This window comes from Rothia sp. CCM 9419, assembly GCF_048512815.1.
In the GTDB taxonomy this organism is placed as follows: domain Bacteria; phylum Actinomycetota; class Actinomycetes; order Actinomycetales; family Micrococcaceae; genus Rothia.
Map to the genome: position 1 here is coordinate 29,759 of NZ_JBLXXY010000009.1, position 25,238 is coordinate 54,996.

The 25,238-nt window shown below is 45.1% G+C and carries 25 protein-coding genes, 1 tRNA gene and 1 riboswitch; of the genes, 16 read left to right on the forward strand and 10 right to left on the reverse strand.

From position 1 onward, the window contains the following. Positions 1–23: 23 nt before the first annotated feature. Positions 24–902, forward strand: a complete 879-nt coding sequence (locus ACN08W_RS07840) for an aminodeoxychorismate lyase (protein WP_419103938.1) — start codon at positions 24–26, stop codon at positions 900–902. Positions 903–920: 18 nt separating this feature from the next. Here ACN08W_RS07840 and ACN08W_RS07845 read toward each other — a convergent pair whose 3' ends face one another. From ACN08W_RS07845 to ACN08W_RS07855, 3 genes are read right to left on the reverse strand one after another with little or no spacing between them, the layout of a single operon-like run. Next, positions 921–1,724, reverse strand: coding sequence for an energy-coupling factor transporter transmembrane component T family protein (locus tag ACN08W_RS07845; protein ID WP_419109202.1), 804 nt, complete (start codon positions 1,722–1,724; stop codon positions 921–923). Continuing rightward, positions 1,724–3,361 carry an ABC transporter ATP-binding protein gene (locus tag ACN08W_RS07850; protein WP_419109203.1) on the reverse strand — a complete coding sequence of 546 codons (1,638 nt, stop codon included), beginning with the start codon at positions 3,359–3,361 and terminating at the stop codon, positions 1,724–1,726. The genes ACN08W_RS07845 and ACN08W_RS07850 overlap by 1 nt, the downstream gene beginning before the upstream one ends. A 2-nt stretch (positions 3,362–3,363) precedes the next feature. Further along, a complete protein-coding gene (locus tag ACN08W_RS07855; protein ID WP_419109204.1) occupies positions 3,364–3,960 on the reverse strand; it encodes an ECF transporter S component in 597 nt (198 codons plus the stop codon). 51 nt (positions 3,961–4,011) lie between these two features. Continuing rightward, positions 4,012–4,114, reverse strand: a riboswitch (TPP riboswitch). Positions 4,115–4,305: 191 nt separating this feature from the next. Here ACN08W_RS07855 and ACN08W_RS07860 point away from each other — a divergent pair. Both ACN08W_RS07860 and ACN08W_RS07865 read left to right on the forward strand, forming a co-directional pair. Continuing rightward, the gene (locus tag ACN08W_RS07860) at positions 4,306–4,584 is read left to right on the forward strand and encodes a DUF4235 domain-containing protein (RefSeq protein WP_419103942.1); all 279 of its coding nucleotides are present in this window, start codon (positions 4,306–4,308) and stop codon (positions 4,582–4,584) included. 252 nt (positions 4,585–4,836) lie between these two features. Further along, positions 4,837–6,186 (forward strand): MFS transporter, encoded by a 1,350-nt coding sequence (locus ACN08W_RS07865; protein ID WP_419109205.1) that lies wholly within the window; start codon positions 4,837–4,839, stop codon positions 6,184–6,186. A 107-nt stretch (positions 6,187–6,293) separates the two neighbouring features. Here the strand turns inward: ACN08W_RS07865 and ACN08W_RS07870 are convergent, their stop codons facing one another. Beyond that, positions 6,294–7,427, reverse strand: coding sequence for a hypothetical protein (locus tag ACN08W_RS07870; protein ID WP_419109206.1), 1,134 nt, complete (start codon positions 7,425–7,427; stop codon positions 6,294–6,296). Between the two features lie 8 nt (positions 7,428–7,435). Further along, positions 7,436–8,023, reverse strand: a complete 588-nt coding sequence (dcd, locus tag ACN08W_RS07875; protein ID WP_419101969.1) for a dCTP deaminase — start codon at positions 8,021–8,023, stop codon at positions 7,436–7,438. 114 nt (positions 8,024–8,137) lie between these two features. Here dcd and ACN08W_RS07880 point away from each other — a divergent pair. From ACN08W_RS07880 to ACN08W_RS07920, 9 genes are all read left to right on the forward strand, one after another. Continuing rightward, positions 8,138–8,211: transfer RNA gene (locus ACN08W_RS07880), tRNA-Gly, on the forward strand. An 809-nt stretch (positions 8,212–9,020) separates the two neighbouring features. Next, the gene (locus ACN08W_RS07885; RefSeq protein ID WP_419109207.1) at positions 9,021–9,965 is read left to right on the forward strand and encodes an endonuclease/exonuclease/phosphatase family protein; all 945 of its coding nucleotides are present in this window, start codon (positions 9,021–9,023) and stop codon (positions 9,963–9,965) included. A gap of 121 nt (positions 9,966–10,086) precedes the next feature. Continuing rightward, positions 10,087–10,239 carry a hypothetical protein gene (locus ACN08W_RS07890; protein WP_419109208.1) on the forward strand — a complete coding sequence of 51 codons (153 nt, stop codon included), beginning with the start codon at positions 10,087–10,089 and terminating at the stop codon, positions 10,237–10,239. A 246-nt stretch (positions 10,240–10,485) separates the two neighbouring features. Then, the gene (locus tag ACN08W_RS07895) at positions 10,486–10,722 is read left to right on the forward strand and encodes a hypothetical protein (RefSeq protein ID WP_419109209.1); all 237 of its coding nucleotides are present in this window, start codon (positions 10,486–10,488) and stop codon (positions 10,720–10,722) included. 828 nt (positions 10,723–11,550) lie between these two features. Further along, entirely contained in the window at positions 11,551–11,937 is a 387-nt protein-coding gene (locus ACN08W_RS07900; protein ID WP_419107491.1) for a hypothetical protein, read from the forward strand. A gap of 36 nt (positions 11,938–11,973) precedes the next feature. Beyond that, the gene (locus tag ACN08W_RS07905; protein ID WP_419109210.1) at positions 11,974–12,579 is read left to right on the forward strand and encodes a hypothetical protein; all 606 of its coding nucleotides are present in this window, start codon (positions 11,974–11,976) and stop codon (positions 12,577–12,579) included. 552 nt (positions 12,580–13,131) lie between these two features. Beyond that, on the forward strand, positions 13,132–13,461 hold the full coding sequence (locus ACN08W_RS07910) for a hypothetical protein (protein WP_419109211.1): 330 nt from the start codon (positions 13,132–13,134) through the stop codon (positions 13,459–13,461). A gap of 540 nt (positions 13,462–14,001) precedes the next feature. Next, complete coding sequence (locus ACN08W_RS07915; RefSeq protein WP_419109212.1) at positions 14,002–15,225, forward strand: hypothetical protein; 1,224 nt, start codon at positions 14,002–14,004, stop codon at positions 15,223–15,225. Further along, the gene (locus ACN08W_RS07920; RefSeq protein ID WP_419109213.1) at positions 15,222–15,890 is read left to right on the forward strand and encodes an ABC transporter ATP-binding protein; all 669 of its coding nucleotides are present in this window, start codon (positions 15,222–15,224) and stop codon (positions 15,888–15,890) included. Before ACN08W_RS07915 ends, ACN08W_RS07920 begins: the two co-directional genes overlap by 4 nt. A 67-nt stretch (positions 15,891–15,957) precedes the next feature. On the opposite strand, the gene ACN08W_RS07925 is transcribed toward ACN08W_RS07920, so the two are convergent. Together ACN08W_RS07925 and ACN08W_RS07930 are read right to left on the reverse strand one after the other, a co-directional pair. Beyond that, complete coding sequence (locus tag ACN08W_RS07925) at positions 15,958–16,860, reverse strand: hypothetical protein (protein ID WP_419109214.1); 903 nt, start codon at positions 16,858–16,860, stop codon at positions 15,958–15,960. A 37-nt stretch (positions 16,861–16,897) separates the two neighbouring features. Continuing rightward, positions 16,898–17,653: a DUF6318 family protein gene (locus ACN08W_RS07930; RefSeq protein WP_419109215.1), complete on the reverse strand. Its 756-nt coding sequence runs from the start codon at positions 17,651–17,653 to the stop codon at positions 16,898–16,900. 373 nt (positions 17,654–18,026) lie between these two features. Here ACN08W_RS07930 and ACN08W_RS07935 point away from each other — a divergent pair, with 373 nt between their 5' ends. Further along, on the forward strand, positions 18,027–18,794 hold the full coding sequence (locus tag ACN08W_RS07935; protein WP_419109216.1) for a trypsin-like serine protease: 768 nt from the start codon (positions 18,027–18,029) through the stop codon (positions 18,792–18,794). 77 nt (positions 18,795–18,871) lie between these two features. Here ACN08W_RS07935 and ACN08W_RS07940 read toward each other — a convergent pair whose 3' ends face one another. Further along, complete coding sequence (locus ACN08W_RS07940; protein ID WP_419109217.1) at positions 18,872–19,714, reverse strand: iron transporter; 843 nt, start codon at positions 19,712–19,714, stop codon at positions 18,872–18,874. A gap of 120 nt (positions 19,715–19,834) precedes the next feature. Next, entirely contained in the window at positions 19,835–21,259 is a 1,425-nt protein-coding gene (locus ACN08W_RS07945; RefSeq protein WP_419109218.1) for an FTR1 family iron permease, read from the reverse strand. Positions 21,260–21,546: 287 nt separating this feature from the next. Here ACN08W_RS07945 and ACN08W_RS07950 point away from each other — a divergent pair, with 287 nt between their 5' ends. Then, positions 21,547–22,641: a MauE/DoxX family redox-associated membrane protein gene (locus tag ACN08W_RS07950; protein ID WP_419109219.1), complete on the forward strand. Its 1,095-nt coding sequence runs from the start codon at positions 21,547–21,549 to the stop codon at positions 22,639–22,641. A gap of 68 nt (positions 22,642–22,709) precedes the next feature. After that, complete coding sequence (locus ACN08W_RS07955; protein WP_419109220.1) at positions 22,710–23,339, forward strand: class I SAM-dependent methyltransferase; 630 nt, start codon at positions 22,710–22,712, stop codon at positions 23,337–23,339. A gap of 72 nt (positions 23,340–23,411) precedes the next feature. On the opposite strand, the gene ACN08W_RS07960 is transcribed toward ACN08W_RS07955, so the two are convergent. Next, positions 23,412–24,107: a hypothetical protein gene (locus ACN08W_RS07960; RefSeq protein WP_419102411.1), complete on the reverse strand. Its 696-nt coding sequence runs from the start codon at positions 24,105–24,107 to the stop codon at positions 23,412–23,414. Positions 24,108–24,204: 97 nt separating this feature from the next. Here ACN08W_RS07960 and ACN08W_RS07965 point away from each other — a divergent pair, with 97 nt between their 5' ends. After that, positions 24,205–25,191 (forward strand): hypothetical protein, encoded by a 987-nt coding sequence (locus ACN08W_RS07965; protein ID WP_419109221.1) that lies wholly within the window; start codon positions 24,205–24,207, stop codon positions 25,189–25,191. The last annotated feature ends 47 nt before the right edge of the window (positions 25,192–25,238 follow it).

The following is a 25,238-nucleotide window of genomic DNA, read 5'->3' on the forward strand; positions in this document are numbered from 1 at the left end:
CACCCCAAGAATAGGATGAAATTATGACAACAGTAGTAATGCTCAACCAGCAACATCCAGAGGGCGAACTCGTAGACCCCTCACGCCCACTTATCAGCATCGAAGATGAAGGACTCACCCGCGGAGACGGCGTCTTTGAAACGATGATTGCCGTCAACCGCAGCATCCGAAAATTTGACGCACACTTTGAACGGCTAACAAATTCTGCCCGAAAATTGCAGCTCCCCCTACCAGCAAAAGAGCACCTCACTCAAGCGCTTAAGACAGCCCTAGAAAATGCCGAACAGGCTCACACCACGACACTAGGTGAAGAACACACCGTCAAAATTATTATTTCTCGTGGTACCACAGCAAACGGCCCACACAGCTGGGTTACCGTCGCACCGACACCTCAAAATACCCTCGACCAAAGAACCCACGGCGTCAAAGCAATCACGCTGCCTCGCGGACATGATCCTGCTCAAGACACCGCATACCCGTGGCTACTTGCCGGCGCAAAAACTCTCTCGTACGCCATCAACATGGCCGTCCTACGATACGTACGAACCCAAGGAGCAGACGAAGCAATCTTCATCACCGATGACCGCCGTATTCTAGAAGGCGCAACCAGCTCTGTCATTGTGGCACAAACTATTAATGGGCAAAAAACCCTCCTCACCCCAGAACCAAACCACGGAATCCTCCCCGGCACTACCCAAGGAATGATTTTTGAGCAAGCACGCAAACACGGCTGGGAACTCAAATACCAAGAGCTTTACCCTCAGGATTTGCTCGAATCTGAAGGTGTCTGGTTAGCTTCTTCCGTACGGCTTATCGCTCCTGTAACACACCTCAACGGAACAGCATTAGCAACGTCCCAACAGACCACTGAAGAATTCTTAGCATTCCTTGCAGAAGGGTAAAACACGCAACCTTAAAAACTACTGCCAGATAAAAGTTAAGGTACCGGCTCCTAAAGCACCTAAAACACCTGCCAAAACCGTCAGCACAACACCCACCGTAAACCATACGTCTACGAGACCGTACTGCGGTATACGAGCCCAAGTGCGAGTTGAAGCAGACCCAAAACCGCGGGCCTCCATCGTTATAGATAAGCGTGTACCACGACGAATAGCCTGAACTAACAAGGCGAAGCTCTGACCACAAAACGTTTTAACACGTTGCCACAACGTATCTTCTGATCCAAGACCGCGAGCGCGTCGAGCCTGCCCTAGTGTATTCCATTCGCTCAACAACAACCCGACAAGACGTAAAGCAACCAATGCTCCGAGCACAAAACGAACCGGCAATTTTGCGCTCTGCGCCAAAGAATCAGCAACGTCCGTTGGGTCGGTTGTTAGCATGAGCATCATCCCAGGAAGAACCATTGCCAAGCCACGAATAGTCAGAACAATACCTGTCACAAGAGAACCAGTGCTCATCGACAAAAATCCCATGTCAAAAAGCATCGTCCCTGTCTTCTCCACCAAAAGAGCAGTCGACCAGCCCGATAGTAGAACACCAAACAATACAGGCCAAAGCTGACCCAAAAGACGCACAGGGTCCAACCCTAGGGCCCATAAACCCACTAACTCGATACAAAAGATGATGGTGATGCTCACCCAATCTTTGAGCAGAATAAGGATAATTGTCAGAAGTAAAGTGAGCGCAACTTTAACCCCTGCATTAACGCTTCCAAGAATCCCTTCTTTTTCTGCGGTAGACGCAAAAATATCAAAACTCATCAACGTTCTTCTTCCCCGTGATAGTCTGATTCCGCGATAAGCCTTAGCTGTATTCCTCCTAAAGCACGCACAAAATCATCATCGTGAGTTACTGAAACGACTGCTGTGCCCTGTTCCAAGAGTTCTTGAATCAAAAGCACCAATTCCTTCCATGTATGAGCGTCTTGCCCAAAAGTAGGTTCGTCAAGAATGAGGACCTGAGGTGCTGTTGCCAATGCGGTTGCTACAGAAAGACGGCGTTTCTCACCCCCAGAAAGGGTGAACGGGTTTGCTCCTTCAAGATGACGCAAACGTAAACGTTCAGATAACGCGTCAATACGGTGTTTAAGAGCTTGTTCGTCGACAGGTTCTTGACGAAGCCGCGCAAGTTGTCGTGGCCCAAATTCAAGTTCTTCACGTACCGTAGCAGTTAAAAACTGTTGCTCAGGTTCTTGAAAGACTAGACCAATACGCGAAGCAATATCACGAGAACGCCACTGCGTCATATCAGGTGAAGGCTCCTTATACTGCCGTGACGGTGAAGGAGCAGCTTCTTCTAAAAATGCTGACGTTGCTACAATCTCCCCAGAAACAGGGTAGAGTAACCCAGCTAAGGTCAGAGCAAAAGTAGATTTTCCGGCACCATTACAGCCAAGAACACTTGTATGTTCACCAGCTCGGATAGAAGCATTAATCCCTGAAGAAACAATAGGCGCATCAAAAACATACGGTTCAGAACAATTCTTAAGGGCCTTTCGTCGTTTACGTCGCTCTCGTGCAGAAGGATAATGACGAGTTACTGCCACATTACGAGCACAAATTAGCTCTGCCCCAGCCTGTTGCGTTGAAGGAAGAACCTCTGGTGTGTAGTCGGGAACCCATACCCCCGCAGAAATAAGCTCTTCCCTCGCTTCTGCAAGAACCTCAGTAGGTGAACCATCATGAGTAACACGTCCACCTGCGCCAAGAACAATAATTCTGTCCATATGCTCAGCCCACACACCAACACGATGTTCAATAACGACAAGGGTTGCTCCCGTATGTTTTTGTGCGCGTATTACGGCATCACGAACATCTTCAACACCAGCAGGATCAAGATTTGCTGTTGGTTCATCTAAGAAAATACCACCGGGATGCATCGCAAGGATGCCAGCCAACCCTAGTCGTTGTTTTTGTCCGCCAGATAGGGCACTCGTCGGATGTGATAAGTCAAACTTCTCTAAGCCAACATCTGCTAGAGCGCGTTTAACACGTTCCCATATTTGTTCATGCGGCACACCTAAATTTTCGGGCCCGAAAGCAACATCATCTCCTATACGAGATAGCACAATAGATGACTCTGGGTCCTGTTGCATAAGTCCTACTGCGCCGTGAGCATCTTCAGCAGGTATACCATCGATGGTGATAGTGCCCTGTTGAGATTGGCCATCATCGTCGTGTAATAGCCCGCCCATGGCGTGCAGAAGGGTTGATTTGCCTGCGCCAGAAGAACCCAAAAGAAGCACTTTTTGTCCAGGTTCAATGGTCAGGTTTACAGATTCTAGAGTAGGTTTTTCTCGTCCTGCGTAATGCCAACCAAACTCACGTACACTAATACGAACGCCACGCACCGGCTGAGAGTCAGCAGGCGGTGGCGTTATGGAAGATGTTGTATCCACGGTTAGGCGCGTGCTCGTTTCGACCGTCCAGAAGCCAAGGACGACAAGACACCCGTTTGTGCTAGTGCTTTCATTAAGAACCACGAAAGAACCCCAGCAAGCAATGCCCCAGAAATCGTTCCGCATGCCGTGTAAACCAGCATCTTCGCAAAAGAAAGCTCATTTGCGTAGTAGATGATAATTTCTGAGACGCCCATACCGAAGCCAGATACTGCGCCGGCAAGAGCTGCGACCATAATATTCCACTGGCGGTAAAGGAATACCACAAAAATAAGTTCTGCACCAAGACCTTGGATTAAGCCTGAGATAATAACGGACATACCAAAATGTGTGCCAAGGATACCCTCAATGATGGCGCCAAGAAGTTCACAATATAGTGCTGCACCAGGTTTACGGATAACAATTCCGCCCAGCACACCAGCAATCAGCCAGCCACCGCCAATAAGAGGCATATATTCTGGTACCGTTGCAAAAATCGTTTTTGCCAGCGGGTAAATCGCAACAGACCAGAACCAGAAAATGAGTCCGCATGCTACGGACAGGACAGAGGCGATAACGATATCGTTAACTCGCCACGCTAAAGAAGATTTCTTAGCCATCGTAAATTTTCCTTCCCGAATACAGGAAGGGGAACGTTACACTACGTGAACGTTTGAGAGAACTCGACTTCCTAAACGCCGGTACTAACCGGATCAGGTTCGAGGGTCTGCTTTCGCACTCTCAGCACCCTACGGTGCTCCCCTGTCGCTTCTATACGTATATGTTTATACGGCTTTATTGTCAAAGCCTTGTTCAGTATAGTTTGTTCACTACGTTCAATTCCACCCTCCAGAGAAGTTATGACAATATCTGCAGTTTCCACACTTTCTTAGAGAATTATTCGTGAGTAGTAATACGCTGTTGGGCTTCTCCTGTTATAGGATTGCTAAGGATACTCATCAACGATGGAGAAAAACATGAACCCCATTAATCTTGTAGGAACCGCAGCTTCTCTTGCCGGCATCACCGTGGCAAACAAAGCGCTCTCTGCAACATGGAAAAAAGTAACCGGAAATGAACCACCCGCAAGCAACCCCGACGATGATGAGCGTTGGCGAGACATCATTCTATGGTCACTTCTGACCGGTCTTGTTGGCACCGTTATCAAAGTCAGCATCACCCGTAAAACTAATGAGGTCAAAGCAAAACGCAAAAATGACCCCATCGGACAAAACGAAGTCTAAGAACAACATCTCTTAGAAAACCTCATCCTCGTGTAGACGGCAACAGTCATCTTGTTGCCGTCTACACTTCTTTAAACCCCATAAACTTACCGCTCATCAGCACTAACAAATCCTTTGAAGATAAGCCCACTGTAAGTGAACCTTAGACAGTGCACATAGTTCTGGTAAAAAGTACACAAATTTCTTCACTTTATCTTTGTTTCTGCGGGTATTTCACACCATTACCCATGCTCAATAGATACTCTTATCCTTATGAGCAAACACGCCAAAGAGCAGAACGAATCTGCACCATTAGGGACCCGCGGCACCATCACAGCCTGGGCATTATGGGACGCCGGTGGCGCTTCCTTCAACGCGGTCATGACAACATTCGTCTTCACCGTCTACCTCACCAGCAAAGCATTCGGCGACCCTAAAGACGCCTCCGAAATGCTATCCACAGGCCTCGCCATTGCAGGACTGCTCATCGCATTACTTGCCCCCGTCACAGGGCAACGCGCAGACGCATCAGGTCAACGCACCCTATGGTTAGCAGTCAACACGTTCCTCACAGCCGTGCTCATGGCACTCTGCTTCTTCACCTTCCCCGAACCACAATGGCTCCTCTACGGTGTAACGCTCATCTGCGCAGCAAACGTCATGAACGAGTTCGCCATCGTCAACTACAACGCGCTACTTCCAGAACTATCAACGCCCTCAACGGTTGGAAAAATTAGTGGTATCGGATGGTCTGCAGGCTACTTCGGCGGAATCATCGCCTTAGGAATCGTCCTCTTCGCGTTCGTGGGACTTGGCTCAGACACCGGTTTCTTAGGTATCTCACCCGATAACTCTTTGAATATTCGCGCAGTTGCCATCTTCTCAGCAGTATGGTCCATCGTGCTTAGCACACCGCTTGTTATTGCGCTCTATCGTCACGACCGTCGTCACCCCAAAAAACCAGTAGCACCCAAAGTTGGGCTCATCGACTCCTACAAAAAGCTCTGTACAACACTAAAAGCCCTCTACAAAAACTCACCTAAAACCCTCGCATTCCTCTTTGCTTCAGCAATTTTCCGTGACGGGTTTACCGGTATTTTCACCTTCGGCGGTATCGTCGCCGCAGGTACTTTTGGGTTTAGCACCACAGAAATCATCATCTTCGCTATCGCAGGTAACGTTGTTGCCGGTATCGGTGCACTTCTCGGCGGTAAATTTGATGACCTCATCGGACCCAAACGAGTTATCGTCTCTAGCCTTGTCTGCTTGCTCATCTCTGCAACCCCGCTCCTATTTATCCAAAACCCTATTGTCTTCTGGATTTGTGGATTAGGGCTCTGCGCTTTCGTCGGGCCAGCACAATCCGCGTCACGAACCTACCTCTCGCGTATCACCCCACCCGGGCATGAAGGAGAAATCTTCGGACTATACTCCACCACAGGACGCGCAGCAGCACCCCTAGCACCGCTACTATTTGGACTATTCGTCTGGGCGTTCGGTGCACAAATCTGGGGTATTCTTGGCATCATGGTGGTTCTCGCAGCAGGTCTGTTACTCACCCTGCCACTACCGCGAGTACACCGCAAAGAACACCAAGAAACCCTCGAAAAAGGGCAACTATAATACGTCACTTACCGCTTATCAAAGAATAGGGTGGGTGCTTACACTGTTGTGTAAGCACCCACCCTAGCTTTTGTATTGCACCATACGACACAACATCCACTAAAACATCACGGCTTCTGATAAGAAATCATCTGAGAATCCACAAGATTCTGCAATACAGCAGGGAACTGGTCATCAGGAATAGGCCCATACTGCTGTTCAATCCGCTGACGAAAAACATCCACAGGCAACGGCTCATCCAGCAACAGCCAACTATCAGCAGCGAACTCCGACACCTCAGACAGCCGCCCACCACCATAAATTAACGAAGCATCATCCAAAAGCACAGCAGACGTACCCGAGACACGAGACACAAGGCCCGCCGGTACTTCCTGCTCAACAGAATGAACAATCTGCCACGACGCAGAAGACTCCTCCGCCGGCGAAGACAATAACTCCCTAAAGACCGGCAATGTCTGAGAAATCTCAGAATACACCACACGGCGCACACCGCCACAACGCTTCATCGCATCCAGCAAACGAGGTAAACCATCATCGGTGAGTAACAAACCAGAAGTCTGACCAGCAATCTCCACTAACGCTTCAGCCCAACTCACATCCTCCACATACGGAACAGTTGGCTCCTCAACACGCCCCAAAAGTACGATACGAGATAGCTGATACGAAAAATTATCTGGCGCAACTACCGAAATACCCAAAGACCCCGGATCTATCTGATGTTTAGGAGAACCCTTCTCCACAATCACCGACAACGGCTTAGGATACGGACGTACATATAAATCGTCCTGCACAACAGCCGTCTCATCCGACAAATACGCAAAATGCTGCCCCAAAAAACGAGACGCCGTCGTTTTACCACGCCCTGACGGGCCAATTAAAATCATGGCACGGCCAGAAGATTCATCACCCAAGGCAGCCGCATGAAAAAGACTCACCGAACCAGCTAAAGTACGAAGCATCGCCAACGTCACCTCAACCGTCAAACGCTCTTGAGCGGCATCAACATGCTGAACGCTCAAAAACTGCAAGCCTTCAACACCCCGATATTTTTCAGGGCAACTCAACTCCGCAGAAACAAAAACTTTCCCATCCGCAGTGCTCTGCTCTAAATCGCCCACACAACGAACAGGGTCCATCGCCGCCCACGAACTCAGAACGTCCGCAACCAGTGACTCTTCAAGAGAATCGTCAAAAAATAATTCGACGCTCGTACCCGCAGGGCATAAACGTATAGCGCGCATCAAAAACCCTAACCGTCCGAAACGATATTAGTACGATGAAAATTCAGATAGCTACGCGAAGCCGTCGGACCACGCTGACCCTGATAACGGTTGCCGTATGCGCCATCACCATAAGGGTGCTCAGCCTCTGAAGACAACCGGAAAAAGCACAACTGACCAACCTTAGAACCAGGCCACAACATAATAGGCAACGTCGCCATATTTGACAGCTCTAACGTCACATGCCCCGAAAAACCAGGATCAATAAAACCAGCTGTAGAATGCGTCAAAAGACCCAAACGCCCCAACGACGACTTACCCTCCAAACGGGCAGCTACATCAGCAGGCAAAGTGACAGACTCATACGTGGAACCAAGAACAAACTCCCCCGGATGCAAAATAAACGGCTCATCCGGAGCGACCTCAACCAAACGAGTCAACTCAGACTGATCCGACGAGGGATCAATATGCGGATACTTATGATTATCAAAAAGACGGAAAAAACGATCCAAACGAACATCAACCGACGCCGGCTGAATCATCGACTCATCAAAAGGTTCTAAAACTATACGACCGCCAGCAATCTCCTGGCGAATATCACGGTCTGAAATAAGCACACTCTAAAAATATCGTATTAAACGTACAGAAATTTTCATTTAGTACCAGAACGCGCTAAAGTATTCACAACATAGCAATAAAAATGAAGACAGACCGTCTTACCAACGCTATATGCGGCTGTAGCTCAATGGTAGAGCGCACGCTTCCCAAGCCTGATACGCGGGTTCGATTCCCGTCAGCCGCTCCATCTAGACACCCATTTGGATACAAAGATCTGAGTGGATAGAGAACCCCCTTGGGTTACGCGTTTGGCCTAGTCAAGCACATACCCGAGGGTTTTTTGTGTTCTGACTGGGTACAGAGTGGCTGTTGAGGAGCCTCGATTGGAGGTGAATTGGGTGTCCGATGGGTAGTTTGACGCCGTCCCTGCTAGGTTTTGGTAAAGAAGCGTCACTGGATGAGCTGCAACTTACATCAGGAATCGATGCGTTGCATCGGCTAATCTACATGCGGCACTCCTCACAACTACCGGCGCTTTGAGCGTGACCATGAGATTAACATAGGATTATTATATTTTATGCAAGCATTTGTAGACAAAGATGACTACAAGGAGTCAAGAATGAAAATAAATCTCAAAGTAGCGATTCTGTCCGGAAGTTTAATTGCAGTTAACGCAATTACAACTACACCAGCATTTGCGTCATCATATGAACAATGAGAACAATAGCCATTCTAACAACTCTCTATCAGTGTCGGAATGGCACAACAGAAACTTCAGCCTAGACTCGCCGGACGTGGGCAACCCCCATCCGATAACCATTAACGAATGGATTTGACGAACAATGTTACCGGACGCTCTGTTGGTAAATCTTACAAGAACTACAAGTCCGCTTCCGACCGATGTGAATACCTTGCTAATAGCGGCAAGCTAATGACGCTGAAATAGTTGCTTAGATGACTTTCAATCAAAATGAAGCGTTTAACCCAAGTGTCCCAAAATGGACGTTTGGGTTAAACATCATTCGCTCACTTGTAATCATTATCGGGCTTCTGTGTTTGACTGGAACTGTTTTCCCACATTTCATCGTTAACCGATTCGTCACTTCCTACCTGCCTTTTGCGCAGATTATGGCATTCCCTCGGATTCTTGGTGTGTTTGCTTTGTTGTGTTGCACGTTGCTTGCTTTTTTAACACGTGGCAAAAGTTTTACTATCTTGCGCTCTCTGCAATATGTAGTGTGGTGTTTAGTCGGAATTAGTCTTGTTTTTATTCCTTTTGGGCTGCCTCAACTCGGTGTTTCTCCAACATCGCAGGCTCAACGATCGCTCATCATCGTTACTTATAATTCGGGAGGAACCTTCGCTCCTGCCGATCTTAATGAGATTCTTGAAGAAGGTACCCCTGATATCATCGTCCTTCCCGAAACAAGTGCTTACGACGCTAAGCGTGCCATTGAAAGTATCGGATATGGTGGAGAAATATTCGATACACCTCATAGTGGTTTCACTGCGGCCTATAGCGGTCAGATTGCTCCGACAACTATCATCGTTAGCCAGAGACTCGGTCATGCTCATCTCTCGAGTGCACCAGCCACCACATTTGGCACTGTTGCGATAGAGTTTACAGATGATGCCCTGCCCTTACTTGTGGGGGTTCATACCGCACCTCCCTTGCCGGGATTAATGGAGGCTTGGCGAGGTGATTTAGAACGGCTAGTCGCGTTCGGCGAAAATGCCACGCGGTCTACAATTCTAGCTGGCGATTTCAATGCGACTACCCGCCACTCAGCAATGGCATCACGTTATCATCTTCTTGATTCCCAAGAATCGTGCAGAACAAAGCAAGTAGGTACGTGGCCAGCCAACGTTAACGAAGTCTTGCGCACACCAATTGACCATATTCTAGTAACCTCAGATTTACGAACCGAAGGTTGCCAAGCGTTCTCTGTTGGTCGCTCCGATCATCTCGCCTACAAAACCGATGTCATAATCACTAAATAATAATTTGGATTTAAACCTAAGGTGCTTCCTGGAATTCTCTGAAACTGGCAGACATCTTAACTGCGAATCTAGATTTCCATTAAGAAGAGTACTCCTTCCAGAGCGCCTTGGCTGGAAACCTGTGGCAAAACACAGGGTCTGCTGGGGCGCAGGTCTACATCTACTGACGAAACCCGAAGGCTACCTCAGCCAGTGGGTCAAACAGTCCACGCGGTGGATACTCATGCATATTTGGGCACGAGCCTCTATCCCACATCAACCTATCAGAGACTAAGGCGAAGCGAGCGGGAACGTATATGACGAACGCAAGCTTTTGGGGTTGTAGAACATTTCACACCAATGATGTCAAATGTGCCGGAAGACACATACTGAGTGCTAATATTCTTTCGTAGTGCAATGGTCCTACTACACAAAACCTAAGGAATAATTCATGACTACAAGGTTTAAGGTGGCGGTCACGACTATTGTTTCACCCGACCAATTTACCGGTTCTTGCCGTGCCTAGTCAGGAGGAAGGTATATGGAGAACGTGAAGCCACATCTTTTGGATTCTCAGTTCTGGCGTTGGGCGCTGTTTGGGATCCCAGTGCTAGCTCTGGTCGCATACTTTTTCACTTGGGACGAATTAGCGAATATCGAGGCAACATGGTTGAAGTTGCTCATCGTTGCTGGTGAAATTGCTGCAGGATACGTTGGCCTGGCCATGCTGTTGTGGTGGAATGCTTTCATGCAGCACAGGAATAAGAGCAAGCGTTGATTACACTTGCCTGCATGCGTCAGTAGTGCAGAAGTCTTTACTCTGTTGCTTTACGACACTGCCGCAAGCGGTTTGGCATGAGGTTAGATAAGTCAGCACTGTTTGGGCGTTAACCCCTTTAGGGGTTAGCGCCCAAACACTTTATCTAGCAATTTGGAGGAGCTGAGTTTTATGTTCTGGGTTGGCTTTCAGCCACGCCCCCCATGAGCTCGTCCCGGTAGCCACCGCACTCTTTGCTAAACCGACATTATCGGGATGGTATCTAGTCTTAGCTGACAATCCATATCCTGCTGGTTTTTATGTACCCCTTTGGATAGAGAAGTATCCACTAGTTATTCTCAATATATACATATATAAAAAGGTCTAGTGCTCAGCTGCATAGTCCGCTCTCCTCTGATATTTGAAGAACATAGGTTCCTGATTTTTCATGTTTAGAGGCTAGTGATTACAGCTAGATTTCCTAGCCGTTTGAAAGTTGTACGACGATAATATTTACTATGCTTTGCAACACGCCCCATTAATTCGCATGAGTTTTTCATATAAAATTAGCCATGTCAGGTGAGGACGACGCAGTCCTCGGTGCTCTCGAACACCTACCTTATTTAACATGCAATGTCGCATGTCAGCTTGACAGAAGGAATAGAAATGACGTCAACAAAACCTTTTATTAGCACGGCTTTTGCCTTAAATTACAGCTTTATTCTTAATTACTACTGGAAATGCTATTGCAGCAGAGAACTCCTCAGGGAGTTCACCATCTTCCGGCGCTACAGTATACGAAAAACCGCACCATACGACAGCTTTGATTCTCGTTACATTGGCGACGACATGGATGCTGATTCACACGGGTCAGTGCTTCCAGCGCGCGCCCCAAGGTTTGTTGGACGTATTGACGTTCATAATGCCCATAAGTCTGGATTAGAAGTTTCTGGGCGTGTCTCATGGACACTAATGAGTGAGGTTCCCCGCAAAATGGAACTGCGGGGAACGCTAAAAGCGAAGGCAGGATGGTTTGGGTATTCAGCCAAAGCTTCATCCAGAAAAGTATCTGTATGGCCTGGTGGAGGCAGAGGTAAAGCGGCCGTTGCGCGTTATCAGTGTAAGGGATCAAAAAACACCAAATGGTACACGTACGGGGAAGGATTTGCGACTGGGACTCAAAAGTCATGGGGATACAACAACGGTACAGTAGTTACACTCCGATGCGGAGCATGAAACAGTGAGCTAGAGAAACTAATGAGATTTCACTCTTTGAGAATACAGCTCAAAGGAATCGCAGTAAATTCTTTTGACAGTGGTGTTCAAGAACTAGACATTGCCGATAAGTTTTCACAGCTTGCTCGGTCCTTGGGGCTGGAAGGCTCCCTAGACGCTTATGCAGGGTTATGGACCACCCAGCCTGTATACAACGAGCGCTCATTGCTTAAAGGAGACTTTTTGGCCGAAGGGCTGCATTTAGACTTGTTGTGTGACAGCAATTATGACATTCCTTTTAGCTCGATTTTCTTATGTTTAGGGGAGACTCTTAGACGAATAGCCACGTGCCGATTAACAGAAGTTACTGTTTTGTGTGATCCACATTCAGTTAGCATGCCTGTTAGAAGGGCAAACTGCCGAGGAGATATGTGGCATTTCTTAAATATGAGCGTAAATGAGAATCCACTCCCTATTGCTCAGTATTCAGCCCTACGCCTTATCCTTAGAGATAAACAAAATTTTATTATCTCTAATAAAGAAGTGCCATTAATGACGCAGCACTGTTACTTGCCTGAACTGGCGTTACCATTTTCTGGAATCTGGTCACGGTGGAAGGAGCCTCTGCATCATGTTGGAACAATTCAGATCACGGTCAGTTAGTTCGTTAGCATTGATTTTATCTCTCACCTCATCAGAGTGATTACAGAAAATCACTAGTTCATTTTTCAGTAAACCAGGTAACGAGGACTTCAAGTCCTTTTATATTTTCTCTCACACTTACCCGATAAGTAGATAACATGTCCAATTTGAACACTTTAGAATTCTTATTTTCCGAGTATCATTTCCGCCAACTTACAAAGTTTATCCAGAAGAATACAAGCCTACGATTCTTGGTCTCTATAGACAAGAACAAGCTTTAACAAATCGCTGCGAACGAATATGTCCTACAGAAATTTATTTAGAGCGCCCAGCATATGCGTACTATTCTCACAGCTGCATACCATTTTTATTTGATGCACAAGGGACAAGGATTCTACCCTTTGTCTCAAGGGAACCCAGCTACAGAGATAGATTTGGCAGCCTCTTACTGCAGATATAAAAATTTTTAACATTAAAATCATTAAAAGTATTGCTTAATATTTACTACAAGCGTAGCGTTGCAGACAGGGGAACGCTAACCGTAAAACTCTTATAACAAGGAAGTTATACGATATGAAAAAAACACTCAAAAACAAGGTTATCGCACTCGGAGTCGCCTCAGCTTTGGCACTAGGAGGGGCACCTAGTGCCCAAGCAGCGACCTTTGGAAATCACCTTAACGGAGCTTCTACCAGAGAAGTCTTCCAAGTAAGATACGATGGAGCAGCCTGGAACTATAACGGTTCAGGGTACAGAAACGCCTGGTTCAAATACACGAGAAACGGTAAAGTCTTGATGTTCAGGTACGCATGGACAGGGAAGACTACCGGTTCAGTCTGGGACAACCTCTTCGACTGGGGCTCTAATCAAACAACTCAATTCCGATGGGGACATAATAGATAGGCTTTAGCCTTCACTTTGGCTCCACAGTAGCTAGAAATGGAATACGGTTAGCGCCCCCCCCGAGTCAGATTAAAATTAGTTAGGGATAGAAAGAATGCGAGGATTGCCACCTAAATCATTATTAAGATGGGATAAACGTATTGAATTATTATCTTTATACGCGATACTATTTTCGTTCTTAAGCTTCATCTTATTCATCGAAGGCAAAGCCTCAGAATCTGCAATGATATCAAGATATTTTAAGTATGTTATAGACTACAAGCTATCATTAATAGCCACTATGTCAGCAATAATGTTAGCATTTTATTATCAGTCATTTACAAAATTTCGTATTGAAGTAAGATGCAGAATGCTCTCTGGGTGCACATTAAAGGCTATTAGAGCTAGATATTTTATTGAATCGTTATTTATCCTAAGTACTTGCCTATTATTTTTTATTTTAATTAATACAGCATTAAGGTTGAGTCTATTTAACCATATATATTTATACATAATTTTACTCACCTATATCATGATTAGCACATTTCTCCTGAGGCACCAATGAAAATATTCCAATTTTTTTTCCGAAATTTTTTCTTTCGCAAACCTATTCTTGCAATAATTTCAATAATCTTACTCTTTATAACTAATTATCTAATTTTTACAGCCTCTCGCGCTGCCCATTCAAGCACTGAAGGACATTTGGAGATAGAAAAAATCAACCATGACGGTACTTTTATTGAAAATCTTGACCCAGAGTCCATAATAGACCCCGAAAAAATATCATCTACTAATATGAATGATATTTATAATTACATTAGCTCAAACTATAATTATGCTTTTTTTACCGATGGTCTTATAACAAACTTAACTAACAAACAAGATATCGAAGTATCTGCAACATATATTAATAAAAAATACAATGAAATAAACAAGTTCCCTCTTTACGAAGGAAACGATTTGTCCTTTGCCGATACCATAGAAGAAGATACTGAGATTCCAATTTTAGTTGGATTTGGACTCTCAAAAGAGTATCCGTTAGGTACCCACCTTAAGATTTATGATCCTGCCTTAGAAAGAAATATAAATATTAAAGTAGTGGGAATCATGAAACCAAATGTATCGCACTCTAACTATTATGCCCTCGATTCTAAACAATATTATAACTTCTCAATTGTCATTCCGGTAAATGACTCATACATTAATCAAGCCAACACAGCTTTTAAGCTAAACGGATTAATGGACCTTATTCTTACAGAGACCAACGAACAAAAAATTTCCTCATTAAAAAAATATATTCACAATAAAATAAATGTTAGTTTCAATTACTACAGCCAACAAGAAAATATTGATTTTTACAATGAATATTTTTACTCTTCCATGAAATTTATTGTATACATAACAGGTGCATTAGTTGCGATAATTACACTTCTGTTACTTTGGAGCTCAATATCTTCAGCAAGAGTAATGATTCGTGATTTCACAATCAATTTACTAGTAGGCTTAAGTTACAAAAAGCTTCGAAATCTATTATACCTATATCATATAGGAGTTTCTACTATAACCTTAGTGGCTATATTTTTATCAACTGCATACTCTAGGCAAAACTTTTGGATAAATAAAGAATCATCTTTTGTAACATATGGGTTTTTAGGATTGATTGAAATGGATTGGACTGGAATATTTACTGTATTTATTTTTAATATTTTCATAACAATAATAACAGTAAATATCACTTTACGTAAAATACAAAAAATCCCTATCTCTGTAGGAGTTATAGAATGAATAATATATTAGAAATATATCTAGAAGAAAAAGTCTATCGTAATAAAAAACAGCAAATAAAGCTTCTTCAAAATTTTTCCCTCGTTGTTGAACAAGGAGAAAAAGTTGCTGTTGTTGGAGAGTCCGGCTCAGGGAAAAGCACGTTACTCAACATATTGGGCCTTATCGACACCTCATACTCTGGCACTTATACACTATTCGGGAAATCTACGCAAAAACTTTCTGATAGAGAGTTAGCAAAGTTAAGAAATAAAAATATTGGATTTGCTTTACAAGAATCAGCTCTCATTAATTCTTTAAGTATCGAGGATAATATAAAACTTCCACTCATATATTCGAAAAACCGAACATTAAAAGAACATCAAAGATTCAACGATATCATTGAGGCTATTGGGCTATCCTATATACTCAAGAAAAAACCTCTTGAATGTTCCGGAGGTGAAAGAGCTCGAGCTGTCTTTGCTAGAGCAATTATTATGAAACCACAGGTTATTTTGGCTGATGAACCCACTGCTTCACTAGATGACAAAAATAAATCAAAGATTATCGATTTATTATTTGGCGCAGCTCATGATTTTGGCGCCTCAGTCATAACAGTAACGCACGATAATATTTTTGCGCACCAGCATGATCGTGTTATCCAGCTAGAAAGAAAAGAATACTAACGTTCTAACTTTCACTTTTTTCTTTACTAGAAAAAGAGAAGTGAAATACGACTTCTTGTCATCAAGTTCATCGATCTACGAGGTCAGAACGCACAGACCATATAGCGACATCGGCGGAGCCTTGTACAACGTTCACACCAGAAACAGGTAGCCATACCCCACCGTCTCCCACGGAGTACTCCCCCGAATACACAACAGAAACATTCACCTGCACATTACCGGTAGAAGAATACTGATGACTTGTTGGTGTTTGCTCATCCCATACTCCATCACCTAAAACTTTCCCAGGTGAGCTAAGCACACCCGAGGATGCACCATCACCATAATCAAATACATAACCCACGGGCACGGCACGAACTTTTACAGGAAACCCAAGAACCTCCACATCAAAATCTTGAGGGTGAGCTTTGACCATAAAGTTTGTATGGTAGTTCACCAAAGTATCAGCGCCCGGTTCAACAACAATCTCGGGCGCGTCAATAACTAATCGTTCAAAATCTTCACCAGAAAACACTGGAAATTCAATGACGTCAGAGTCCAGCTCGGCTTCGGTATTATCAGCACCAGATGGGTCTGGTGCGACTCCTGCTGGGCGAGAACCACGAGACGGGCACCATGTTTTACCAGTATCTGACCAACCATTGCCAGAAGAAGATTGAACCCGATGTGCAACATCATCAGCAAAAAGCCCGCAACGAGGAGGCACACAACGTTTCTTACCATCACAATAGCGAACAAGACGATACTCTATCTGCGGACCAGCATATGAAATCGCACTCTGCCCACCCGACGAATTAGCGATAATGGGAATACCGGTAGCAGTGATATACGCATTCGGAGGAGCTTGAGGATGAGCCTTTCGGCGAGAAGATTCAGGTATACGGCTTGATATTTTTAACTCAATAAATTCTTTATATCGTTTAGTATCTATCTTGGTATCTAAGGCATAAGAAATACTACTTGTACACAAAATAGACAGTACAGATAATATAACTATCAATAACCTTTTATTCGTTGTAATCAATTCCTTCAACCCCTAACAATGCAACAAAGGTCCATTGATTCTGGTCATAATATAAAGCGACAGAGCCTGGTCGTCCTTTAAATAAATCCCCAGTTTCAGGCTCACACCTACTACTACCAGTACAGTTATACGAATCGCTAAAAGATGGTCGAATTAGAAAACGATAAGTCCCGTCTTCGCCCAAAACAAAATCGTTATCCTCAAAATCAACTTTCATAACAAAGTCAACAAGCCAAGCACCCTCTAAATACCCCTTTTTCAGGTCCCGATAAAAATCCTGCTCATAATCATTATCCGGCGCAGTAATACGAGAAATATCATCCACATCCCCCGTACTCGAAGCATAATTACGCAAATCAACCCAATACCGAATAAACGCCTCAGCACCTTCTAAAGTCTCTTCACGAGCAGCCTCAGGAAAAACAGGCTTCGGCACATTAAACGCACGATGCTTTACAGAAGCCGCAACATACTCACCAGCATCAACTTTCTTTTGTTCCTCTGCTGTCAGACCAGACTCGTTAACATCATCAGGTGATGTAGAAGCATTTTCGGATTCTGACGTAGATGAAGTACCAGCTGACGAAGAAGCTGACGCGCTAACACTTGCCGTCATGGAAGCTGAAGGCGAGTTCATCTTATCTTTTTCAGATACCGGTTCTTGAGCAGAGCATCCGCATAGTAGGGAACTGATACATAGCACTACGCTAGAACGAAGCAACCAGCTTTTAAACGACATAAGAGCACCTGTTTCATAAGGGAGTTAGTAGTCTAAGTTCAAAGACAAACTTAATTTTTCATTAAACCTACAATGAGAAGAGTGTATTGGAAAGAAGGTTATGGCTATCTGTGGATATATGACAGGTCAGTGGCAGTGCAGAACTTTTTTCTTCGTCATTATATTCGCGGTTTAGCGCGCTAAAAGTACCATTAGTGAATAATGTATACCCTTATGGGGACAGAGTTTTTTGTTCTGGCGTTTTATGATATTTCCTATCAACGACAACGCATATTTGGTTGTGCGTATCACAATTATTTGCGGTTTAGGTTACGCCTCGACGTCGAGGGGAAGACCGCACTATGCGTGTCAATGAAGAAGGTAGGAATATGTTATGGCTAGGTTCAAGAAATTACGTTTCCTTGCGGCAGCTGCGTTGAGTACTGTTTTCGTGGCGCCGGTAGCAGCACCTGCTCATGCAGTAGTTGGAGGGTTCAATTCTAATCAGAGCGCAACTGTTCGGTTATGGGCTTATGGTTATAAAGCACCAGACTTATTGTGTAGCGGTAGCCATATTGGTAATGGGTGGGTTCTTACAGCAAAACATTGTGTGGATGATATTGGTGTCAACACATGGTCAAGTCGTGTTGTTTGGGGAAATCCTCGTATTAACTGGAATCTTCCAGAGAATCAGTATACCGGCCCAAATTCTGGTATCGACCGAATCGTCACCCATCCAGATGAAAATAAGGATATGGCGTTGGTGCATGTACCAGGTTTAGCCAAAGCTCGTGTGGCAACTTATCGTTTGCGTGATGGTGGCACTGCAGAAGATCTTAAAAATGCTCGTTGCACGGCGTATGGTTACGGCTTGTGGGAGGACAACATTGATTCTGAGAGTTCTTATGCTCAACGTCAGCGAGGTTTGAAGATGAAGATTCGTTATGCGAGTACTTCTATTAAGAACTCTAATTCAGCGCAGCTTCGTGGTTATAACGACCGCGGTGGCTTCCTCGTAACAGGTGATTCTGGAGGGTCTCTTGTGTGCAATGGAGTGCTTTCTGGTGTAACTGTTGCTTATTGGCCTAAGTCAAAGTCTAATTCGTTTATGTCTATTTCTGCTCCTGAGCGTGACTGGATTTATCGTACGACTGGTATTTAGTTGTTTCTGATATTAAACGGGTGGGGCGCCCTCAAGACTTTTCTTGAGGGCGCCCCACTTGTTAGCTACGGGTTAGCTTACATGTTCATAGGAACAGCAGTTTCAGATTCTGCTTTTTCCATTGCTTTTTGAGCTGCTGGATCTTCGAACATCTTGACTGGGTAGTCTTTACATGCTTCAGATGGTTCCATGAAGTTTTCTACAGTGTTTTCCTTGACGATGTCGAGGTTTTCCTGAGTAATCTTCCATGGCATCACAGCGGTGAGTGGTTTGAACCAGCCGCGTGCAGGTACACCAGTGATGTAGTCTTGATGTAGGTCGTAGTTGTTGGGTGGGTAGATGGTGACGGTGAGGGTGTAGTCGCCGGGTTCGGTGATGGAGTCCTTTGGCAGGTTGGTGCCGTAGTGTGAACCGTCGATTGCGTTCATTTCCATCATCATGCCGCTTGCAACAGTTTTGCCTTCGCTGTTGTCGAGCTTGTACATGAGGTGTAGGTCAGCAGGGGTTTCGTCGACGGAGTAACCCCAGTTGGTTGCGAACTCTGTTGCTTTGAGATCGAACTCAAGGTGCATTTGTGAGTCTTTGTAGTCAAGCATTTTCATGGTTGACTTGGGGTTGTCGAACATTTGTCCTGGTTGGAAGAAGTGGATTGCACCGATGAAAGGTCCAAAGTCAGCTTCTGGTCCGGCTTGTTCCTGAAGTCCGCATTCGTCGGGGCGTTTGTTGGCTGCTACTGCGCCTTCTGCTTCTTCTTCAGGTGCAGCTGCTTCGTCGCTAGCTTTAGCTTCTGCGCTCACGCTGGCGGTTGCTTTTGCTTCATCTGCAGTTTTTGATTCTTCGTTCTTGGTGCAGCCTGCTAGCGCGGTCGTTGCGATAGCAAGTGATGCCAAGGTAACGAGGGTCTTCTTACCTAGTTCCATGGAGTTTCTCCTTAGATATTTATGTCGCAATGAATATCCGTACCTGTATGGTGAGGATATTTATTGTGTCGAGGGTTTTCCTCTTTTTACACCTCAATGGGTGAAGTTTTTGTGTGGCCCTTAGTTTTTAGCTAAGGACTGTTGTTTTTCTTGTTCTGCTTCGCGGCGTTCGCGACGCTCTCGTAGGGTATGGGACAAGATAATCCATACGCTGGCAACGAAGAGAATGATTTGCGGTAGCAGTGTTTCTGCTTGGGGGTATATTCCTAGTTCTGGAATGTAGTATTCCATCCATGGCAGGTTGGTGCTTCCAAGGATGACGTTTGCTTCTTTAAGTTCTTGTACGCCTTTTCCGACGAAGGAGATACACATGATAAAGAGCATGATGGAAGTTCCCATGAAGATGGGGCGTACTGGTAGTTTTGCTCCGCCAAAGCGGAAGATGAGGAAAATAATTGCGAGAAGAGCAACACCGGCGAAGAATCCTAAGGCTATCCAGAGGGGGTCGCTTTTTCCGCCGGAGAAGGATGCGGCGTAGAACAAGACGAGTTCTGCTCCTTCTCGGATGACGGCGAGGAAGGCTGCAAAGACGAGAGCTTTTGCTGCTCCTGCTGATACGGAGGTTTTAACCATTCCGTTGATGTATTGTGACCAGTTTTTTCCGGAGGATTTTGAGAGCATCCAGTTGGAAACGTAGAAGAGCATACCTACGGCGAGGAACATGGTGATGCCTTCGAGCAGTTCTGATGCTTGTCCTGTTCCACCGAGCAGTTCAGAAAGTCCCCAGGCGAGCAGGAAGGATAGAGCGATAGCTGCAGCGACACCGAAGTACACGTATTTGACGAGGTTTTTATTGCCACTTTTGACGAGGTAGAGCACAATCGCGACAACGACGAGGAGTGCTTCGAGTCCTTCACGTAGTAGTAGGGTCATCGCGGTGCTGAAGTCTACCCATCGTTGGACGGTGGGGTCTGCTTTTTCTACGTGGTGTGCTTCAAGTAGTTTGTTTCCGATAGATTCGGGAGAGTCTGCTGGTGATACTCCGTCAAGTACCATGGCGTCTCGTGCCACTGCGGTTTTGATGGTTTCTAGTTGTTGAATAACGTCGGGGTTTCCGGGGTCAGCTTTGATAGCTAGTTTTACGCGAGTGAAGCGCCCTTCCATTTTGACTTTTCGGTTTCCCGATAGTGTCATGGAGGCTGGTTCTAGCGAGTTTTCGTACCATCCAAAGTATGCTTCGCCGATATCATCTAAAGTTTTGTTGTAATCCTTATTTTTGTAGGCGGCGATGGCTTGGTTAATTTCTGCTGCCATGCACAACGCGTAGTCTTGGTGGTTGCGTTGTGTTCCGTCTGGGTTGGTTGCGCCTTTTTCGCAGATTGGCAGAGTTTGCTCTACTGCACTGCTGGGGGTTGAGCTGTTCTGAGCTGGTGCCGCAAGAACTTGTGTAGGTGCTGATGATAAGAGGATGAAGGTGGCAAAGAGTACTGCTATTGCTCTTATCAGAATATTTTTAGATGTATTTTCGCGAAGCGAAGCTGTCAATGTGTTATTCCCTAGTCTGGGTTTTTGGGGTAGAACCCTATTGGTATTCAAGGGTACTTAGATTAGTCTAACCTAATTATCAAGATTTTTTGGTTCTGAAATTTTTTATTGCTCCTATATTTTTGAGTGGCTTCTGATTCAAAGACACGTATTTTTTAGTTTTCTTCTCTCTTGTTTTCTAGGTTTGCTCAGGTTTTTTGTCGTATTTCTAGGGTTATTCAGGCATGTGCGGTTAGTCTTAAAGACAGTTAGTTTTCTTCATTCGCTCTATTTTTAGGGAAATATTCGTGACTCCCCTTGTTCTTTGTTCGTTAACGGTTGTTGCCGTTCTTGTTATTAGTGGTATTGCTAAGGCAAAAGAGCCTCAAAGTACCGCAACTGCTCTGGTCAATCTCAGGTTAGATAGTTGGCTTCCTTTAAAGTTCATTGCAAAGACTCTTCCTTGGGTTGAGTTATTTCTTGCGGCGTGGATTCTTGTAGTTCCTGGTCCTATTGGGGCTTTGGGGGCCTTTGTCGCAGTTATTCTTTTTGCGGTGTATTGGGTTGTTATCGCTCGTGCGGTAGTCACAGGAAATACTGCTTCGTGTCAGTGTTTTGGTTCTGGCTCGCAAGCACCTATCTCTGTATTTACGCTTGGCCGAAATACTGCACTTTTTGGTGCAGCGATGGGTGCGTTGGTTGGTGCTGTCCAAACCGGTAATTCTGCGTTGGTTCAGTTTTTCTCTCTGAACAGCGAAGGCTGGCTATGGATTTTCTCAGCTGTAGTTTTGTCGTCAACACTGTGGTTTATTTATCGTTCTGAAACTGTTCCCGCATCGCCTACGGTAGGGAGATCTGATTCTCTCGAAGATTCTTCTGCTCTTGAGAGTTACCTTCAAGAGTATGACGGTGTTGAAGCTGAGTACGTTCGTTTGCCTATTCCTTTTGGAACATTAGAAAATAGTGATGGTTTCCAGGTTAACGTACGAGAATTTGCTTCTTCACAGGCACGTATTTTGCTGTGGGTGTCTCCCGGTTGTGGCCCGTGTCAAGGTCTATTAGAGCAAATAGATGACTGGCAAGAGCAGCTTCTTCCATTAGTGAAGATTCATCCTATTGTCTCGGAGCATGATTTGATTCCTTATCTGGGCCTTTCAGATACTTTTGAGCCGTTGGTTGATCCGCAGCACCAGTTCCAGCCAGCTTTTGGTTGGGGTTCTCCGATGGCGGTTGCGTTGGGTGCTGATGCTCTTGTCGCGGGTGGGCCTGTTCGCGGGCAACAAGATATTGAACAGTTCTTTGCAGATATTATTGCTCAGCTTACTGAACCTGCCGAAGAAGAAGATGAGGCTGTGTCTGCAACAGATGATGTTTTGGAATCTGTCGCAGACAAAGATTCTTAGACAGTTTTAAAGAATGCCGGTAACGTTGTACGTACCGGCATTCTTTATATATAGGTTAGGTCAATATCATGCGTGATAAGTCGTTGTGGCAGATTAAAAAAGAGCAAAATCCTGGTCATTCTCAGTGGTATATTCAACGTTTTAAGACGATGCAAGAGCAAGGCGCTGATATTTTAGGTGAGGCCCGTCTGATTGATGCGATGTGTGCTCGCGGTTCTCGTATTTTAGATGCTGGTGCTGGCCCCGGACGTATCGGTTCTTATTTGCAGAAGCAAGGCCATCAGGTTATTGGTATTGATATTGATCCTGAATTAATAGCTGAGGCCCAGCGGGTGTGCCCTGAAGCGCAGTGGATTACCGCAGATTTGGCAGATACAGCTGAAGTGTTAGGTTATTCTCAGCAAGATGTTGAAGCACCTCAACCTTTTGACATGATTGTCTGCGCCGGAAATGTGATGACTTTTCTTGCACCGTCCACACGTGTTCAGGTACTTCGCGGATTCGCTACCGTTCTGGGTACGTCAGGTCGAGCTGTTATCGGTTTTGGCGCTGGCCGTGGCTATTCTTTTGAAGATTTTTTCTCTGATGTTCAAGAAGCGGGGCTAGAAGTTTCTCAGCGTTTCTCGACATGGGATTTATATCCTTATACGCCTGATGCTTCGTTTCTCGTCGCAGTATTAGCTGTTCCTTCAACTTAAAAAGATGATGGTGGTGTTTCCGTTAGAGAGGAAAACACCACCATCATTTTTATGGGTAAGTCTTCGTTTCTTTTAGAGAAGATGTATCTCTTCAAGAACTTCTGTGGGCAGAAAGTTTGCAGAAACGACGAGAGACAGCAGCAATAAATACACAATAATGGCTAAGGTGGAACGCCACTGGGGGTGTAATTCGTTAAAGCTCACAAGACCGGGGTGTTGTTTATTCATCTGCAAAACGTTGATGTTCGGGTACATCACGGTTTGCGGTGAGATATCGCCACTAATCTTTTTCATCGTTTTTTTGTCCCAGATTCTTCCGTCCATGCGGAAGATTCTTTTTTTCTGTGCGTTAGTAGCCCAGAGTGCTGGTACTCCACGGTGCCCTAAACTTTTAAGACCTTTTTGGGCTTTGTGCACCGATTTTTTTCCGATGAGACGTTCAGCAAAAATTGTTTGGTGAATTTCGTTGAGCTCAATGGTTCTCCACCCGAAGGTTCGCCCCATCAGAAAATGTGTTTTCGTGCGCACTGCAATAGTTGGTTTCAAAAATGAGTACACGGACAGTGCTGCGGCTAAGACAACAAACACAAGAATAACGGTATAAGGCAGGGCAAGGCGTCGACGCGCAAGTAGCAGACCGATAGCAATAATGACAAGTGATGGAGGAACTGCTGCTATCAGACGGCGATGGTATGAACTGATACGCGGATGATAGGTTGCAAGAATTTCGCCGTATTTTTCAGGGACCTGATGGATATGTTCTGCCATAGGTTCATCTTATTAGTTTCTTCTCTACACAGGCGCTTCTTTTTCTGTGTTCTTTGCTGAGTTCTCTCACACTGATTTTCTGGGCTACATTAGTGGTATGCGTTTTCGTTCTTCTGTTGATCGTATCTTAGCTTTTTGGGCTGTTGGAATGTTCTGTGCAATAGCTCTGGCATTAATTTCTTTGAGCCTTATTAACCGTTTAGTGTACGCACCAGAAGGGCAAGTACATCAGTATTTTCAGGCTCTTGAACATGGTAAAGGAGCACGGGCTTTAGGCATTCTCGATGCTCACATTCCTGATGCTGATGGAACCTTACTAGATGGGAAAGCCTTAAAAAATTCTGTATCAGAGATTAAAAAATTTTCAATTACTAATAGTGCTATTACTGATGATGGTTCCAAAGCACAAGTAGATGTCGAATACGTCGTTGATGAGTCAACGTACCAAAGTAGCTTTCACCTAACAAAGGTCGGCTCTCATTGGGGAGTCTTTGACCAATGGCGTATCGACCCTCAAACCCTTCCTATGATTAGATTGCAAGCACCAGCAGTGCACAGTGCAACCGTAAATGGTGTGAAGGTGGGTGTTGATTCAACATCTCAGAATTTTGCGGTTCTTTACCCTGGTGTTTTTTCAGTAACTTATGAGTCATCCCTGTATTCGGCTGAACAGCAAAAAGTTCTTGTCAGGGGGAATGACCCTCATGAAACTACAGTAGATTTACGTCTTGTACCGAGCGAAAACGCCCAGAACTCTATTACGTCACAAGTGTCAGCAGATTTGAATGAATGTGCATCAAAAAATTCTCTATTTCCCGCAAATTGCCCTTTTGAATATGATTTTGTGGGGCGTGTTCAAGGAAATGTCTCATGGACTATTAAGAAATATCCTACGGCTGAGGCCGTTATTAATGATGAGGGACAGTGGGTGTTGCCTTCATCTTCAGGGGTAGCTCAAATATCATTTACCGAACTTGACCTTTATACAGGTCAACAGAACAAAGTGAAGGAGGACGTTCCGTTTACGTTTTCTGCTGATTTAGAGGTCTCCGATCATGAGGTAGTTGTTCGTCCTCGTTTTTAGGTCTACATTTTATGAAAAAAGGTTTTAGGCACATCGTTGTGTTGATG

Excerpts from the sequence above, each read along its gene's own strand:
- ACN08W_RS07840 (WP_419103938.1), top strand. The coding sequence starts at position 24 with ATGACAACAGTAGTAATGCTCAACCAGCAACATCCAGAGGGCGAACTC.
- ACN08W_RS07845 (WP_419109202.1), bottom strand. The coding sequence starts at position 1,724 with ATGAGTTTTGATATTTTTGCGTCTACCGCAGAAAAAGAAGGGATTCTT.
- ACN08W_RS07855 (WP_419109204.1), bottom strand. The coding sequence starts at position 3,960 with ATGGCTAAGAAATCTTCTTTAGCGTGGCGAGTTAACGATATCGTTATC.
- ACN08W_RS07860 (WP_419103942.1), top strand. The coding sequence starts at position 4,306 with ATGGAGAAAAACATGAACCCCATTAATCTTGTAGGAACCGCAGCTTCT.
- ACN08W_RS07865 (WP_419109205.1), top strand. The coding sequence starts at position 4,837 with ATGAGCAAACACGCCAAAGAGCAGAACGAATCTGCACCATTAGGGACC.
- ACN08W_RS07870 (WP_419109206.1), bottom strand. The coding sequence starts at position 7,427 with ATGCGCGCTATACGTTTATGCCCTGCGGGTACGAGCGTCGAATTATTT.
- ACN08W_RS07895 (WP_419109209.1), top strand. The coding sequence starts at position 10,486 with ATGGAGAACGTGAAGCCACATCTTTTGGATTCTCAGTTCTGGCGTTGG.
- ACN08W_RS07900 (WP_419107491.1), top strand. The coding sequence starts at position 11,551 with ATGGATGCTGATTCACACGGGTCAGTGCTTCCAGCGCGCGCCCCAAGG.
- ACN08W_RS07910 (WP_419109211.1), top strand. The coding sequence starts at position 13,132 with ATGAAAAAAACACTCAAAAACAAGGTTATCGCACTCGGAGTCGCCTCA.
- ACN08W_RS07915 (WP_419109212.1), top strand. The coding sequence starts at position 14,002 with ATGAAAATATTCCAATTTTTTTTCCGAAATTTTTTCTTTCGCAAACCT.
- ACN08W_RS07920 (WP_419109213.1), top strand. The coding sequence starts at position 15,222 with ATGAATAATATATTAGAAATATATCTAGAAGAAAAAGTCTATCGTAAT.
- ACN08W_RS07930 (WP_419109215.1), bottom strand. The coding sequence starts at position 17,653 with ATGTCGTTTAAAAGCTGGTTGCTTCGTTCTAGCGTAGTGCTATGTATC.
- ACN08W_RS07935 (WP_419109216.1), top strand. The coding sequence starts at position 18,027 with ATGGCTAGGTTCAAGAAATTACGTTTCCTTGCGGCAGCTGCGTTGAGT.
- ACN08W_RS07940 (WP_419109217.1), bottom strand. The coding sequence starts at position 19,714 with ATGGAACTAGGTAAGAAGACCCTCGTTACCTTGGCATCACTTGCTATC.
- ACN08W_RS07955 (WP_419109220.1), top strand. The coding sequence starts at position 22,710 with ATGCGTGATAAGTCGTTGTGGCAGATTAAAAAAGAGCAAAATCCTGGT.
- ACN08W_RS07960 (WP_419102411.1), bottom strand. The coding sequence starts at position 24,107 with ATGGCAGAACATATCCATCAGGTCCCTGAAAAATACGGCGAAATTCTT.
- ACN08W_RS07965 (WP_419109221.1), top strand. The coding sequence starts at position 24,205 with ATGCGTTTTCGTTCTTCTGTTGATCGTATCTTAGCTTTTTGGGCTGTT.